A 15,309-nucleotide genomic window follows, 5' to 3' on the forward strand; every position below is an offset into this window, starting at 1 on the left:
CCAAAAGCATCAAAATCCGGCTCAAAATCTGGATATGGATTGACTAAAAATATCATTTTAAAAATCGCTATGGCAAAACCTCACTATTGTTGCTATCAACCTGTGTAAGCTTGGTTAAAATTTTGTAAGTTGTTATTTTTAATAAACTAATAATACCTTAAGGTCATAATTTAAACTTTAGTCGTACTTTCCTAACCCAGGTTTTAGCCCCGAAAATAGGAATCAAGAAACGATCAGTTTCAACCATGTCGATCACCCTCATCCCCCATGGCAGCTGATCAGTTATTACTGCATAAAGGATGACGAATCATGAGCTTAGATACTACCCCTGATATTGATCTGAATCAGAACCGACAATTTCACCGCCAGTATGGTGCCAATGCCATGCTGCCTGACATCGATTGGACCAAGCTGTTCAAATACAGCAAGCTGAATGAAGCCCAGGTCGAGGCACTCGAAACTTTATATCAATGTGCAGTCCCTCTCGCCCTGCAGGTATTCGATGAACTGCGTTTCGACGTATTTGAACCATATGCTTACAAGCCACAAGGCTTAGGTCTGTTCGAGCGTCTGGCTGAACAGGAAGACAAGCTGATCCAGTCTCTGGAAGAAGCATCAGCAGAACTAAGCAAGCATACCCGTCACCAGATCTGGAGCATGCTACTGCGTGGCGGTGCGGTACTGGTGTTTAAAGCCTGGCTCGGTAAAGTCAAAACCGGCGAAGACCAGCTGGATACTAACCAGTTTGATGAACTGTCAAAACTGCTGTTTATCAAGACCCCGCCACATGAACTGGCAGAACGCCTGCGCGTGGAACCAATGGCGAACTATGATCATGTGTTCCTGATGTATGGCAATGACGTCTATCTGGACCGCTTCAACAGTCTGGAAACCGCAGCCTTATTTGTCGATCTTGGCGTATATGATGCCGCTTTCCTGAGCCTGCGTGATGACCGCGTGGCAGAATACTTAATTGATAAAGGTTATGTCAGCCAAGAACAGATTGATGAATTGCAATGCGCGCTAAATCCACTGTTCTGTGCAGACCTGACACCTAAACAGGATTGCATCGCCTAATCACTTCTATATAGGCAATAAAAAAGACCTCGCTTGAGGTCTTTTTTTGTCGCTTGAGAAAGCTTAGATTTTCTTTTCTTCAATATTCAGCGCGTTGATCGCCAGTACCGCCTGGGTACGGTTTTGCACACCCAGCTTACGGAAGATAGCAGTCACATGTGCCTTAATAGTCGCTTCTGAGACATCCAGTTCATAGGCAATCTGTTTATTCAGTAAGCCTTCTGCCACCATCATCAGGACGCGGAACTGTTGCGGTGTTAAAGACTGGATTCGCTCAGCCAGTGCCGTTTCATCCGCCGCACGCGGGTCAAAGTTCATGTTGGCAACCGGCAGATTTGGTGGTAACCAGATTTCGCCTTCCAGAACTTCACGAATCGCTTCACCAATATGGCTTGGGTGTGCTGATTTTGGAATATAACCCATCGCACCATGGGCAATCGCACGCTGGATGATGCTGACTTCTTCATGTGCCGATACCACAATAATTGGAATCGAAGGATATTGAGCACGTACATGCACCAGTGCCGAGAAACCCGAAGCCCCTGGCAGGTTCAGATCCAGCAGCACAAGATCAGGTTCAGGACCATTCTCGAGGCGTTCATAGAATTCATTGACGGCAGCAGTCTCATGGATTTGAGCTTGCGGCAAGCTATAACGAACGGCTTGAATTAAAGCATGACGAAACAAAGGATGATCATCAACGATTAAAATATTCATAGGACCTGAGGAGATCTTGTGCACGGTGACTCTATTCTAACCACACTCGGCACTTTTGGGATATGCAAGACTGTACAATTTTTAAAAATAATGCCCAGTTTTGCTACATAAAAGCCAAAATTTCCCTATTTCAGTAATTCTTGAATTCTCAGCATTTTTTTATATATGGTTTATCTACTGCCAGAAAAGCTTATTAATATTGAATATAAGTTGAAATATCAAAATATTAGCAACTTGTATCCCGACAAGAACCAAACAAATTACTTATATATAAAAATGAGATAACTTTTCTGATTTTCCTTATTTTACACTGCTAAGCCCATTTTGGATTAATAGGCTCATTCCGAGACCAACCGAATTTTTAGGTTCCAAAATGTCAAATCAAGATCTACAAAAACCACTGAATATCGTTGCCGTTTCTGGTGGTTTAAACAATCCTTCAAAAACTGAAGCACTGGTTCAAGCCATTATTGATGAACTGGGTGAAGCAACCCCAATCAATGTGCATTTCATTAAATTCAGTGAAATTGCTCACCTGCTCGGTGGCGCAATTTACCGCAACCAGTTGCCACAACGCGTTCAGGACGACCTGGCAGCTGTGGAAGCCGCTGATGCTCTGATCGTCGGTACTCCTGTTTACCGCGCATCCTTCACTGGTCTGTTCAAGCATTTCTTCGACTTCGTAGAACAAACTGCGCTGGTGGATGTGCCTGTACTGTTAGCCGCTTCTGGTGGTAGTGACCGCCATGCGCTAGTGCTTGAACATCAATTACGTCCATTGTTCAGCTTCTTCCAGGCACAAACACTGCCAATCGGTGTATATGCAACAGATCGTGACTTCACCCCTGAATATACGATTCACAGCGAACTATTACGCGCTCGTATCACACTGGCTGTCGCACGTGCATTACCAATTCTGGAATGGGCACCAGCCAAAGGTAAACGTGCAGAAGTGATCAAGGAAAAGTCACAACAGGCCAACCAGAACTTGGGTATTAACAAACAGATCGAGCAGGAAGAAGTATTGCCTTCAGCAGCAGTACCTAGCCTAGATGCGGCAGAGTCTCGTTTACACGGTAACAAAGCTCCAAAAACGCAAGTGGCTTAATAAGGCCACTTCTTCTAGAGGGTGAAGAAGAATGTCAAATAAAAACAACATTACATTTGCATATTGGGTTCCAAACGTGAGCGGCGGGCTGGTGGTTAGTGACATCGAGCAGCGCACTGACTGGAGCTACGACTATAACGTGCGTCTGGCACAAACGGCAGAAAAAGTAGGCTTTGACTATGCCCTGACCCAGATCCGTTTTACTGCAGGTTATAACGCAGAAAACCAGCATGAATCAGTGAGCTTCAGTCACGGTATTCTGGCGAAAACCGAACGCCTGAAAGTCATTGCTGCGATTCTACCGGGTCCTTGGAAACCGGCACTGGCAGCGAAACAGCTGGCAACCATTGACCATTTAACCAATGGCCGTATCGCGATTAATGTAGTGAGCGGTTGGTTCCGTGGCGAGTTTGATGCGATCGGTGAAGAATGGCCTGAGCATGATCAACGTTATGCACGTTCTGAAGAGTTCATTCGCAGCCTGAAAGGCATCTGGACCCAAAACAATTTCAGTTTTGATGGCAAGTACTACCAGTTCAAGGACTATACTTTGAGTCCAAAACCGGTACAAAAACCGCATATTGAAATCTTCCAGGGGGGCAGTTCCCGTGCGGCACGTGACATGGCATCACGCGTATCGGACTGGTACTTCACCAATGGCAACACACCGGAAGAGCTGAAAAAGCAGATTGATGACATTCGTGAAAAGGCCAAAGCCAACAATCACACAGTGAAAATAGGTGTAAATGCCTTCATCATCGCCCGCGATACCGAAGAAGAGGCGCAAGCGGTTCTTCAAGAGATTATTGCCAAAGCCAATGTGCAGGCGGTGAAATCTTTCAGTGACGCGACCCGTGAAGCCGGTGCAGCAACGGCGGAAGGTGAAGGCAACTGGGCTAAGTCCACTTTTGAGGATCTGGTACAGTACAACGATGGTTTCCGTACCAACCTGATTGGCACGCCACAGCAGATCGCAGAACGTATCGTTGAACTGAAAAAAATCGGGGTTGATCTGGTACTGTCTGGCTTCCTGCACTTTATTGAAGAAGTGGAATATTTTGGCCAGAAGGTGCTACCGCTGGTCCGTGAACTTGAAGCACAGCAGGCAACGGCGGTGCAACAAGAAGCTGAGCTCGTATAACGATTCCGATAATTCTCAGCGGACTCCATTCACTCCCCTAAGGCTCGGCTTAGGGGATTTTTTTATCTAGGCAGAAAACCAAGGGGTACAGCACAACGCTAGCCGGATTCAGCTTTCCTCCCTACAATGTAATGCAATTGCAAGAATAGATGTTTTAACTATGTATACCGGTATTGTCCAAGGCTTGGAAAAGGTCATCGAGATTCGTAAAGGTGATGGTTTTATTACGATCATTGTTAGCGATCAGCAAGGTTTCTTTGAAGATGTGTTTATTGGTGCCAGTGTAGCAGTAAATGGTGTTTGCCTGACTGTGACCACGATTGACCGTGAACAGCAACAGATTCATTTCGATATTTCTAATGTCACCCTCGATCTGACCACATTGAAATCACTAAAAGTCGGCGATGAAGTCAATATTGAACGCTCGGCCAAAGTCGGGGTGGAAAATGGCGGTCATAATCTGTATGGGCATATTGAAGGCACCGCTAAAGTCACCCAACTTGAACATCGCGGTGAAACCCTGCATATCGACCTGCAGATTCCAGATGGTAATATCAAATACTTCTTTCTAAAAGGTTTTATCGGACTGAATGGCTGCAGCCTGACCGTGAACCGTGTCGATCGTGCCAACAGTGAAATTTCAATTGATTTAATTCCAGAAACTTTACGCCTGACCACCTGGAAATCTGTTCAGGTCGGTGATGAAGTCAATTATGAAATTGACCAGATGACCCGTACTCTGGTGGATACGTTAGAAAATATCCATTTAACCAAAGGCTGATTTTTTTAAAAGCCAAATAAGGTAATGCTCGGTCTCTATCACGTTAATATTTCTCTACTATTTCTGTTCGACCAGATTGCCTAGAATGCATGGCATCTCATGTTTAGAAGATTGCCATGCATCTGATCTGGTTCCGGAACGACTTACGTCTGCATGACCAGGCTGCCCTATGGCATGCCACACAAAGTGAACAATGTCTGGCACTAGTCATCCTGTCGCCTGAACAATGGCAACTGCATCAAGATGCACCTATCAAGATCGAATTCTATCTACGCCGACTCAAAGTCCTGAAACAGCAACTTGAAGAATACAATATTTCCCTCCTGATTCTGAAAATTCCACGCTGGAAAGATATTCCGGAACAGCTTTTAGACCTTTGCCAACAACTACAGATCAGTACGGTACATTGCAACATCGAAACAGGTGTAAATGAACAGCAACGTGATCAGACAGTTAAACAGTCGTTGCAACAGCATCAGATTGCCTTTGAAGCGTATGAAGACCGCACCCTGTTTCCTTTAGGCTCGATCCGCAATCAGAGTCAGCAGCCTTATCAGGTGTTTACCGCGTTTAAAAAGAAATGCTATGAACGACTGATTATCGATGTGCCTTCCTGCTTTCCAAAGATTGAAGCCCAGTCCAAGTTACAATTCGATTTTTCTAACTTTGATTTTGACTTAGATGCTTTTGCGCAAAATTATCGGCAAGAAGCTACCAGCCAATATTGGCCGGTTGAAGATCAGCATGCTTTTGAGCTACTGAACGAATTTATAGATGATCGGCTAGAGCTCTATAAAACTGATCGCGACTTTCCAGCCGTGGATGGTACCAGCCAGTTATCACCCTATTTAAATATCGGTATCCTTTCGATCCGGGAATGTGTCCAGGCTTTATTCGCTTCTTCTCAAGGTTATTTTCAGCTTAAAAATGAAGGCCAGCAGACCTGGCTGGATGAACTACTCTGGCGCGAGTTTTATCAGCATACCCTGCATGACTTTCCCAAAGTATCCAAACATCAGCCCTTTAAAGACAATACCAAAGCCATCGCGTGGCGAGAGGCACCTGAAGATTTAGAAGTATGGAAATATGGAAAGACCGGTATTCCCATTGTCGATGCCGGGATGCGCCAGCTGTTGGCAACTGGCTGGATGCATAATCGGGTGCGTATGATCACCGCCATGTTCCACACTAAGAACCTGCTGATCGACTGGCGACTGGGTGAAGCTTGGTTTATGCAACACCTGATTGATGGTGACCTTGCTGCTAATAATGGTGGCTGGCAATGGTGTGCTTCCACCGGCATGGATTCTGCACCCTATTTCCGGATTTTTAATCCCGTCAGCCAGTCCCAGAAGTTTGATCCTCACGGGGGCTATATCCGCAAATGGGTACCGGAACTAGCGCATCTGGACAGTAAAAGTATTCATGAACCTTATGCCAAAAATCCAGACTTAGAGCTGAATTATCCAAAGCCAATTGTCGATTTAAAGCAGTCCCGAACCCGGGCCATTGAAGCCTTTAAAAATCTGTAATCTAATTTTGAGTTAAATCATAAAAGAATATTGGAATGAAAGAGGTGGCATGGATGCCACCGTTTCCCATCATGACATGGATGTCATGTATGGGAAACAAAGGGCTTTTGCTGCTTTTGGCCCGTCAAAAGCAGGACACTGCCTAAACAACAGTTATTTGATGAATAACGGTATGTGAGGCTGTGCTATCATTCAAATGGTTGTTTAAGAATAAAAACTTGGATCAGGTACTTTACCGGTCAGCACCCATTCCCCCACTTCCTGATATTTATAATCCACCGGATCATGCAGAGTCTGGGTGCGCACATTGCGCCAGAAACGGTCCAGATTCAGCTTGGCTGTGGTGGCACGTGCACCCATCACCTGGAAGATATTTTGGGTAATATATAGAGAGGTATTGGTTGCGGCGATTTTAGCAGTCGCAATCGCAATCGATACTTCACCACGCTGTTCGGCATTCAAATCAGGACCAACCTCCCACGCTTTTTGCAAAGTCTGAATCGCTTTATTAGCCAGAAGGCGAACGCCTTCTAGCTGCACATAGAATTCGGCGAAATGCTTTTGGATAAATGGATCATTGGCTGCATTTTCGACCAATGACTTCGACCAGGCTTTCTGGGTTTGTACGGTCTGTTTCGCGACTTCAAAAGCTCCTTCAGCTACACCCAGGAACATATGTACAAAGATCAGTTGGGCAATCAATGGACGTAAGCTGGAATACGGGGTACTCAGTGGACCTGGATTCAGCAACAATTCATCTTCATGGATTTTCACCTGTTCAAAATGGCTGGTACCGCTATCGGTCTGGCGTTGCCCCATATTGTTCCAGTCACCGAGGAAACTCACTCCTTTACGCTGGGTTGGAATTACGCCAATCAACAGCTTGCCTTCGTCGTTATAGCCGGAACAGAGCAAAATATCGGAATCCATTGAGCCGGAGCAGAAGCTTTTGTCCCCATGGAAAATATATTCTTTCTCAGAAATCTTTGTCGCTGTAGTGCGGCGATCCAGCGGATTCAGGGTGTTGCCCCAGAATAGATTTTCTCGAGCAGTGTGCTCAAACCATTTGCCATATTGTTCTGGTTGAGAAAACAGCTCGACTGTCGCGATCAGCAGATGATGGAAGCCATAGACATGCGCCAGTGAACTGTCGACGCGTGCAATAATCTGGATAGTCTGATAAATCGTCTCCCAGTCTGCACCCTGCCCGCCATATTCCTTGGGAATCGACAGTCCCAGCAATCCGCTCTGACGAATCAGATCGCGTTGCTGCTTAGGATTGCCGCCCTGTTTGTCACGTTCAGCCGCGGTCAGGGCAAACTGATCTGCCAGGGATTGGGCAATATCCAGCGGAGATTGATCCAGGTATTGTTGTCGCGCATTCATTATTGTGTACTCATTTCAGCTCTCTACAGCATGTCAGAAGCTTAACAGATCAAACTTCCAGGCTATATCCGAAAGCATGCAGAGCTTATTAATGATATAAAAATACCGGCTGATCGTAGCCGGTATTTAATTGAATTTAAAATATTTAAGCTTTTCTTTGCACTTCAGCAATCAGGTTATCGACTACCTGTGGTTCGGCTAAAGTCGAGGTATCGCCAAGGCTATCCAACTCATTCGCCGCTATTTTTCTCAAAATCCGGCGCATGATTTTGCCAGAACGGGTCTTCGGTAATGCCGGTGCCCAGTGCAGAGCATCCGGGGTCGCGACCGGTCCAAGTATCTTACGTACCCAGGCCACCAGCTCAGCACGCAACTCCTCTGCGCTTTCCGTACCAGCCTGCAGCGTCACAAAAGCACAAATGCCCTGTCCTTTGATGTCGTGCGGCATACCGACTACAGCCGCTTCAGCAACCGCTTCATGTGCCACCAGTGCACTTTCAATTTCCGCCGTACCCAGACGGTGTCCGGATACATTCAGCACGTCATCAACACGGCCGGTAATCCAGTAATAACCATCTTCATCACGGCGCGCGCCGTCACCGGTAAAATAAGTCCCCGGATAAGTCGAGAAATAGGCCTCAATAAAGCGTTCTGGATCCCCCCAGATGGTGCGCATCTGACCTGGCCAGGAATCCTTGATCACCAGATTGCCTTCGGCTGCACCTTCCAACTCCTTGCCTTCAGCATCCACAATCGCAGGCTGAACCCCAAAGAATGGTCGTGTCGCTGAACCGGGTTTCAGATCCGTTGCACCCGGCAATGGTGTGATCATGAAACCACCGGTTTCGGTCTGCCACCAGGTATCCACGATCGGACAGCGGCTTTCGCCTACAACACTGTAGTACCAGTTCCAAGCTTCTGGATTGATCGGCTCACCCACCGAACCGAGTAGACGCAGACTGCTGCGGTCACTTTCACGCACGAAAGCATCGCCTTCACGCATCATGGCGCGAATCGCAGTTGGCGCGGTATAGAGAATAGTGACATTGTGCTTGTCGACGATATGCCCGGTACGTGCCCAGGTCGGATATTGCGGCACACCTTCAAACATCAGGGTAGTGGTACCATTAGACAGTGGACCATAGAGCACATAAGAATGCCCAGTAATCCAGCCCACATCGGCAGTACACCAGAACACATCATCCTGTTTAATATCAAAGACTTCACGGAAACTGCAGTTTACATAAGTGAGATAACCACCGGTGGTATGCAGCACCCCTTTCGGTTTCCCTGTTGAACCTGAGGTATACAGGATAAACAGCGGATCTTCCGCATTCATCGGCTCTGGCGGGCAGATTTCATTCACGGTCATGATTTCCATGTGATACCACAGGTCACGACCTTCCTTCATTTCAATCGGGTTACCAGTCCGGTGGACCACGATCACGTTCTGTACCGACTCAGTTCCTGGCAATTTCAGTGCTTCGTCCACATTGGCTTTCAGTGGAATCTGCTTGCCGCCGCGCATACCCGAGTCTGCAGTAATCACCATTTTCGCCTGACTGTCTTCAATTCGGCTGGCCAATGAGTCTGGAGAGAAACCACCGAACACGACACAGTGCACCGCACCAATACGGGCACAGGCCAGCATGGCTATCGCCGCTTCAGAGACCATTGGCATATACAATACGACGCGATCACCTTTTTTAATCCCGTTCTTTTTCAGTACATTGGCAAAGCGGCAGGTTTCATCATATAGCTCATGAAAGGAAATAATCTTGTGACGGGAGGGATGGTCGCCTTCCCAGATAATCGCCGGCTTATACGGATGTTCTTTCAGATGTCGATCCAGACAGTTGGCACTCACATTCAGCTGACCATCAGCAAACCACTCGATCTTGAAATTGTCTTTATCAAAACTGGTATCTTTGACTTTGCTAAATGGCTTGATCCAGTCGAGGCGCTGAGCCTGTTCGGTCCAGAACACATCCGGCTCTTCAATAGAACGTTTATAACGTTCAAAATATTCAGCCTCGGTGGTCCGTGCGGTTTTCTTGAATTCTTCTGGTACAGGATAGATCTCTTTCATTCTTTACTTCCTTGATCTTCTTCCATCTCATCACGAGAGGTTCATGCCACTTTATTGATTGTTTTTTTATGCATAATCGCAGTATGAACTGCTTATTTCAAGTTGGACAATCATGCTTTGGTCGTATTCTGATCAATCCATTTAAAACATAGCTTTACAGGCGAATCCAACATATTCCTGTCTAATTTTCGTATCTCATAGTCCGATTTAATTCTATAATAGTGCTGAATTTTTATACTTTCATGCAGACAAAAATGCCTGCCTGTTCCGACTGGATTACTACTGGCTCAGCCCATGAACTCTAAAGATACTTCGCCCTTTTTCTCCCGCCCTCCGGCGTCCGCCAATGACAATCCGCTGTCACTGGAAGGCCGCTTTGGCCGTCTCAGCTTTATCGGCTGGTACGCTTTCCTAAATATCATTTTCTTTTTTGCTTCGATTGCCTTAAGCCTGGTTAGCGGTATGTTCAGCCTGACCACCTTGTCGCTAGATAATCAGCAGGTCGTAAATGCCGTGACCGGTCTAGGAGGTCTGGGGTACCTGTTGCTGGTGGTGTTCTATATCTATTTTTATATTGTTGTGGTGGCACGCCGCCTGCATGACTTAGATAAATCCGGCTGGCTGATGTTGCTAATATTGATTCCAGTAGTAAATATTTTCTTTATTTTTTATCTACTACTGGCGGCTGGTACACCGGGACATAACCGTTTTGGGCTACCACGTCCGGCTGCGGTCTGGGAAAAAATCTTGGCCTGGCTGATGATTCTGCTCACTGTACTCAGCCTGTTTGCGGCCAGCAGTGTGGTGTCCTTTATGATGGGCAGCGGTGAGCTGGAAAGCCCGCAGGAAGTGATCCAGAAAGGCACAGAATATTTTTAAACTTATGTTAAGTTTTGCTACCACCCGCAAGGGCTGTGCAACTTTCTATTAAGTTCACTGTAAAAATCAAGCAAAATAACGCGAATTTTTTAAAATCGGGATACTCGTGGCTGAAAAAGAAAATGCTCTAAACCAGGTGACTGAAGGGACAACTGAACTGTTGCAACAGGCAACGGAAAAAACCGCTCAGACCGTCATTGAGCACACGGCAAAATATAACGATGCGTACTCAACCGTCGATAAATTTATTGAGGCATTCTGGGAGCGCCTGCCTTATATCTGTATCGCTCTGGTGATGTTCAGCATTTTTTATCTGCTGTCGAAACTGTTTAAACTATTTGTGCGCAAAGCCATTAGTGAGCGCAGTTACAGTAAACAGAATCTGGTACTGGTCCTGAACCGTGTCGGTAGCTCCGCAATTATTTTTATCGGCTTCCTGATTGCCATGGTTATCGCCATTCCTGGCTTTACGCCAGGCCAGCTGATGAGTGCCTTGGGGATTGGTTCGGTGGCAATCGGTTTTGCCTTCAAGGACATTTTCCAGAACCTGCTTTCTGGGGTACTGATCCTGCTCGGTGAACCGTTCAAAATCGGCGATAGCATTATTGTTTCCGGCATGGAAGGTACCGTGGAAGACATTCAGATCCGTGCAACGTTCTTACGCTCACCCGATGGTCGCCGTATCGTGATTCCAAATGCAACTGTGTATACTAGCGCAGTAACCGTGAATACTGCCTATCCACACCGCCGTTGCCAGTTTGTGGTCGGTATTGGTTATGAAGATGATGTACAAAAAGCCAAAGACATCATCATGGCGATTCTGGATAAAGATCAGACTATTCTTAGCCAACCCGCGTTTAGTGTGAATGTGACTGAACTGGCTGACTTCTCCATTAATCTGACCGTGACTTGGTGGGTAAATACGGATGAATCGACTATCGGTAATTCGGTCAGTACCGTTCAGGAACATATCATCCAAGCCTTTGCTGAACATGACATTTCCATTCCATATCCGGTACAGGAAGTGAAAGTCTATCGTGGTGGCGGCGAAGATGTCTCAGCACGTGCTAAACATACGACCTAAGACATAAGGAATTACCGTTTCAGTACGGATAATACGGTTGCCAAGGCTCACTGCCTGGCAGCCGTTTTTTATGAGCAGATCCACCTCATACGGAATAAAACCACCCTCTGGACCAATCACTACCGTACACGGATGCTCAATCGCATAGGGCATTTTATTGTCGGTATAAGGATGCGCGACATAGGCAGGTCGCTCGGTACTGATCAAGGTAGGCAGCACATCTTCGACAAAAGGTTTAAAGCGTTTATACAACTCAATCTGTGGGGCAATAGTGTCCCCTGCCTGTTCCAGCCCGAGTTGTACATAATGATCCAACTGCTGCAAAAATGGCGTCTGCCAGTAACTTTTATCCACCCGATAGCTATGCAGCAAGATGATCTTTTCTACCCCTAATGTCACAGCATCCATAATCAAACGGCGTAGCACTTTAGGCCGTGGTAAAGCCACAATTAAAGTTACTGGCAATTTGGCTGGAACTCGCTCTTCCTGCAAGGGTTTTAACCGAACTACTTTTTCGGTGATCTCGACAATTTCTGTGAGATAACGTTTTCCCTCCCGAATCCCGACTTTCAGTGTATCCCCCACTTGAATCTCCAGATGCTGTTGTAGATGCTCCAATTGCCGCTTGGAACTGATTGACCACAGCTCAGATTCAGTTTGGCGGGGATCAAGAAGGACGATATTCATAAAGGAATTAAAACCAAAATAGAAAGAAGGTTAAGTTTCTGAATCATAAAACTAAGATTATAGGCAAAGCGAACCACTAGATTCTTATAAATACGAATTCAATTAAACATTTGCTACCAGATCGGCGACAGGGATGTCGCCCGCGGTGCTGGCTAGCGTATTTTTTAAAAGCAGTGCTTTAAAAAATACTCAGGAAGTACCTTCAGTGCTGCAAAAGATTTTTGCTACTTTTCATCTCTGAAAAGTAGAGAATTCCGACAAATGATTGAAGAACTTATCCTGTAAAATTAGGGTATAATGCAACTTAAATAATTAAAAATCGCAACTCAACCGTTCCCACAAAAAGATTGTTCTACGATGCAACTTTAATTTTTAAAGATATTGATCAATCACCTGAATATGCTTTGCCAATGAACCTCGATTCTGCTGCATAATCTTTTGTGCAGCAGCATTCAAACTTTCTGCTTTTACTGAACTGTTTAAAATTTTCAGTAAGGTCTCAGCAGCCTGCTTGGCGTCCTCCACTACTTCCACCGCTTGGGCTGCCACAAACTCATCAACAATAGTCTGGAAATTAAAATAATTCTTGCCCAAAATCGTCGGCACATTTAGTGCAATCGGCTCCAGAATATTATGCCCACCACCTGGCTCATTTAAAGAACCACCAACATAACAAGCCTGGCTTAAGGCATACCACAGCCACATCTCGCCCATCGAATCTGCCAGATAAATCTGAGTATCCACTTCAACTGTCTGTCCTAAGCTACGGCGCTGGGTACGTAAATTTAAAGCCTGCGCTGCCTGAAACACTTCCTCAAAACGCTCTGGATGTCTTGGCACAACAATACACAGTAAGCTTGAATCAGCATCTAAAGCTGCTTTCAATTCAACCATCAGCTGCTGTTCTTCAGGTACATGGGTACTGGCCAGAGTAATAATTTTACGGCCCTGTAATCCCCAATCCTGTTTTAACTGTTCAGCACGCTCAATAAACTGCTCTGGTGCAGTAATATCAAACTTGATGTTCCCCAACACCTGCGTTTTTTCAGGGGACATCCCTAGAGTAATATAACGCTGTTGAGTTGCAATATCTTGGGCCAATAACTGTCGCATTGAACTGAGCATACCACGTGTCAGGCCTTTGACCTTGCCATAGCCCTTGGCAGATTTTTCTGAAAGACGGGCATTGAGTAACAAACATGGGACGTTAAAATTCTGCGCTTGATCAATCAAATTCGGCCACAGTTCAGTTTCCATCAGCAGCAGTAATTTCGGCTGATATTTCTGATAAAAATCTCGGATCAGAGTTTTTTGATCGGCAGGTAAATACACTGCCTGAAAAAGATTTAAATAAGGCTCTTTTAAAAATAATGATTTTGCACGAGCCTGACCGGTTTTGGTGGTATTGGTGACCAGTACCGGATAACCGGCTTTTAAATAATGTTCAATCAAGGGCTGCGCAGCATTGGTCTCTCCAACCGAGACCACATGAAACCAGATGGCATGTTGATTTTTTGGTGTTTGAAACGGACCAAAACGCTCAAGCAGTTCCTGTTGCAGTTGTTCAGGACTTTCCGCACGCTTGCGAATACGTGACTGATATAAAGGCTTGATGAGTGCCAGTGCTGCGTTATACCAAAATGGAGTTGCCAAATGCTTTACCGAATTCCTTTCAATCGGCTGAATATAACAGAGCCACAGCAACATGTTAATCACTGTGGCTCAGGATTATTTTTAAACGGAAAAATTAACTAAGCTAAAGCCGGGTAATCAATATAACCTTCAGCCGTCTGACTGCCGATCATATTTTCCATTTTCAGCTCATTTAATGGCGCATTCTGCAGCAGGCGCTCATACAAATCCGGGTTAGCAATATAAGCCTTACCAAAAGAGACTGCATCCGCCTTGCCAGAGGCTAATAGTTCAATCGCATCCTCACGACTTAAACGCATATTGGCAATATAGGGTACGCCGCCTGAACGCTGTTTCATGTATTCAGAAATACTGTCTTCCGCTAGATATTCACGAGTAAAAAAGAAGGCAATCTTGCGTTTACCTAGTTGCTCCATGACATAGCCGAATGTTTCACGTGGATCATTATCACCCATATCATGCTCATCACCACGTGGTGCTAGATGTACACCAACACGATCGGCACCCCAGACTTCAATTAGCGCATCCATCACTTCCAGCAGGAAACGGGCACGGTTTTCAACTGAACCACCGTACTCATCTTCACGCTTGTTGGTTTTGCTTTGCAGGAACTGGTCAATCAGATAACCATTGGCTGCATGCAACTCTACCCCATCAAAGCCAGCTTCTTTGGCACGAATCGCTGCCTGTCTGTATTGCTCGGTGATCGCATGAATTTCCGCAATTTCCAGTGGACGTGGCAAGACATAAGGGCGCTTAGGACGTAGCAAGCTGACATGCCCCGCCTGTTGTACCGCACTTGCTGATACCGGTATTTCTCCATTTAACAAATCTGGATGCGACACACGACCCACATGCCATAATTGGGCAACGATCAAACCGCCCTTCTCATGCACGGCTTTAGTTACTAGCTTCCAACCTTCGACCTGCGCATCGGTAAACAGTCCCGGAGTATTCAGATAACCATTGGCTTCTTCAGAAATCACGGTTGCTTCGGAAATGATCAGACCGGCACTGGCGCGCTGGGCATAGTATTCTGCCATCATTGGCGTTGGAACACGGTCATCGGTTGCACGACTGCGAGTGAGCGGTGCCATCACGACACGGTTTTTCAGCTCAAGCGCACCGAGCTTGAGAGGAGAATTCAATTCAGCCATTCGGACTCCGACCTCGAG

At 46.0% G+C, this 15,309-nt stretch carries 14 protein-coding genes; 8 read left to right on the forward strand and 6 right to left on the reverse strand.

Features of this window, described 5'->3' with window-relative positions; genetic code table 11:
* Positions 1-309: 309 nt before the first annotated feature.
* On the forward strand, positions 310-1,077 hold the full coding sequence (locus tag ABEF84_RS14455; protein WP_347454636.1) for a hypothetical protein: 768 nt from the start codon (positions 310-312) through the stop codon (positions 1,075-1,077).
* Between the two features lie 63 nt (positions 1,078-1,140).
* Here ABEF84_RS14455 and ABEF84_RS14460 read toward each other — a convergent pair whose 3' ends face one another.
* The gene (locus tag ABEF84_RS14460) at positions 1,141-1,794 is read right to left on the reverse strand and encodes a response regulator transcription factor (RefSeq protein ID WP_034588710.1); all 654 of its coding nucleotides are present in this window, start codon (positions 1,792-1,794) and stop codon (positions 1,141-1,143) included.
* A 373-nt stretch (positions 1,795-2,167) separates the two neighbouring features.
* On the opposite strand from ABEF84_RS14460, the gene msuE reads away from it, so the two are divergent.
* The 5 genes from msuE to ABEF84_RS14485 all read left to right on the forward strand — a co-directional run bounded on the left by msuE (position 2,168) and on the right by ABEF84_RS14485 (position 6,534).
* Complete coding sequence (gene msuE, locus ABEF84_RS14465) at positions 2,168-2,902, forward strand: FMN reductase (RefSeq protein ID WP_347453287.1); 735 nt, start codon at positions 2,168-2,170, stop codon at positions 2,900-2,902.
* Between the two features lie 31 nt (positions 2,903-2,933).
* The gene (gene sfnG / locus ABEF84_RS14470; protein ID WP_347454635.1) at positions 2,934-4,043 is read left to right on the forward strand and encodes a dimethylsulfone monooxygenase SfnG; all 1,110 of its coding nucleotides are present in this window, start codon (positions 2,934-2,936) and stop codon (positions 4,041-4,043) included.
* Between the two features lie 160 nt (positions 4,044-4,203).
* Positions 4,204-4,824, forward strand: coding sequence for a riboflavin synthase subunit alpha (locus tag ABEF84_RS14475; protein WP_347454634.1), 621 nt, complete (start codon positions 4,204-4,206; stop codon positions 4,822-4,824).
* Between the two features lie 116 nt (positions 4,825-4,940).
* Positions 4,941-6,356 (forward strand): deoxyribodipyrimidine photo-lyase, encoded by a 1,416-nt coding sequence (gene phrB, locus ABEF84_RS14480; RefSeq protein WP_347454633.1) that lies wholly within the window; start codon positions 4,941-4,943, stop codon positions 6,354-6,356.
* Between the two features lie 49 nt (positions 6,357-6,405).
* Positions 6,406-6,534 carry a hypothetical protein gene (locus ABEF84_RS14485; RefSeq protein ID WP_347453288.1) on the forward strand — a complete coding sequence of 43 codons (129 nt, stop codon included), beginning with the start codon at positions 6,406-6,408 and terminating at the stop codon, positions 6,532-6,534.
* Between the two features lie 26 nt (positions 6,535-6,560).
* On the opposite strand, the gene ABEF84_RS14490 is transcribed toward ABEF84_RS14485, so the two are convergent.
* Positions 6,561-7,742: an acyl-CoA dehydrogenase family protein gene (locus ABEF84_RS14490; RefSeq protein ID WP_034588698.1), complete on the reverse strand. Its 1,182-nt coding sequence runs from the start codon at positions 7,740-7,742 to the stop codon at positions 6,561-6,563.
* Between the two features lie 145 nt (positions 7,743-7,887).
* A complete protein-coding gene (gene acs, locus ABEF84_RS14495) occupies positions 7,888-9,831 on the reverse strand; it encodes an acetate--CoA ligase (protein WP_034588694.1) in 1,944 nt (647 codons plus the stop codon).
* A gap of 294 nt (positions 9,832-10,125) precedes the next feature.
* On the opposite strand from acs, the gene ABEF84_RS14500 reads away from it, so the two are divergent.
* Both ABEF84_RS14500 and ABEF84_RS14505 read left to right on the forward strand, forming a co-directional pair.
* Entirely contained in the window at positions 10,126-10,710 is a 585-nt protein-coding gene (locus tag ABEF84_RS14500) for a DUF805 domain-containing protein (RefSeq protein WP_034588692.1), read from the forward strand.
* Between the two features lie 106 nt (positions 10,711-10,816).
* Positions 10,817-11,794, forward strand: coding sequence for a mechanosensitive ion channel family protein (locus ABEF84_RS14505; RefSeq protein WP_034588690.1), 978 nt, complete (start codon positions 10,817-10,819; stop codon positions 11,792-11,794).
* On the opposite strand, the gene ABEF84_RS14510 is transcribed toward ABEF84_RS14505, so the two are convergent.
* The 3 genes from ABEF84_RS14510 to ABEF84_RS14520 all read right to left on the reverse strand — a co-directional run bounded on the left by ABEF84_RS14510 (position 11,768) and on the right by ABEF84_RS14520 (position 15,291).
* Entirely contained in the window at positions 11,768-12,481 is a 714-nt protein-coding gene (locus ABEF84_RS14510) for a 16S rRNA (uracil(1498)-N(3))-methyltransferase (protein ID WP_034588688.1), read from the reverse strand. The genes ABEF84_RS14505 and ABEF84_RS14510 overlap by 27 nt on opposite strands.
* 372 nt (positions 12,482-12,853) lie before the next feature.
* Positions 12,854-14,134 (reverse strand): 3-deoxy-D-manno-octulosonic acid transferase, encoded by a 1,281-nt coding sequence (locus ABEF84_RS14515; protein ID WP_034588734.1) that lies wholly within the window; start codon positions 14,132-14,134, stop codon positions 12,854-12,856.
* 98 nt (positions 14,135-14,232) lie between these two features.
* The gene (locus ABEF84_RS14520) at positions 14,233-15,291 is read right to left on the reverse strand and encodes an alkene reductase (RefSeq protein ID WP_034588686.1); all 1,059 of its coding nucleotides are present in this window, start codon (positions 15,289-15,291) and stop codon (positions 14,233-14,235) included.
* Between the last annotated feature and the right edge of the window lie 18 nt (positions 15,292-15,309).

Origin of the sequence: Acinetobacter sp. ANC 7912, assembly GCF_039862785.1 — a bacterium.
GTDB classification, from domain to species: domain Bacteria; phylum Pseudomonadota; class Gammaproteobacteria; order Pseudomonadales; family Moraxellaceae; genus Acinetobacter; species Acinetobacter thermotolerans.

Excerpts from the sequence above, each read along its gene's own strand:
- ABEF84_RS14500 (WP_034588692.1), top strand. The coding sequence starts at position 10,126 with ATGAACTCTAAAGATACTTCGCCCTTTTTCTCCCGCCCTCCGGCGTCC.
- phrB (WP_347454633.1), top strand. The coding sequence starts at position 4,941 with ATGCATCTGATCTGGTTCCGGAACGACTTACGTCTGCATGACCAGGCT.
- ABEF84_RS14485 (WP_347453288.1), top strand. The coding sequence starts at position 6,406 with ATGGATGCCACCGTTTCCCATCATGACATGGATGTCATGTATGGGAAA.
- sfnG (WP_347454635.1), top strand. The coding sequence starts at position 2,934 with ATGTCAAATAAAAACAACATTACATTTGCATATTGGGTTCCAAACGTG.
- ABEF84_RS14520 (WP_034588686.1), bottom strand. The coding sequence starts at position 15,291 with ATGGCTGAATTGAATTCTCCTCTCAAGCTCGGTGCGCTTGAGCTGAAA.
- acs (WP_034588694.1), bottom strand. The coding sequence starts at position 9,831 with ATGAAAGAGATCTATCCTGTACCAGAAGAATTCAAGAAAACCGCACGG.
- ABEF84_RS14460 (WP_034588710.1), bottom strand. The coding sequence starts at position 1,794 with ATGAATATTTTAATCGTTGATGATCATCCTTTGTTTCGTCATGCTTTA.
- ABEF84_RS14510 (WP_034588688.1), bottom strand. The coding sequence starts at position 12,481 with ATGAATATCGTCCTTCTTGATCCCCGCCAAACTGAATCTGAGCTGTGG.
- ABEF84_RS14455 (WP_347454636.1), top strand. The coding sequence starts at position 310 with ATGAGCTTAGATACTACCCCTGATATTGATCTGAATCAGAACCGACAA.
- msuE (WP_347453287.1), top strand. The coding sequence starts at position 2,168 with ATGTCAAATCAAGATCTACAAAAACCACTGAATATCGTTGCCGTTTCT.
- ABEF84_RS14490 (WP_034588698.1), bottom strand. The coding sequence starts at position 7,742 with ATGAATGCGCGACAACAATACCTGGATCAATCTCCGCTGGATATTGCC.
- ABEF84_RS14475 (WP_347454634.1), top strand. The coding sequence starts at position 4,204 with ATGTATACCGGTATTGTCCAAGGCTTGGAAAAGGTCATCGAGATTCGT.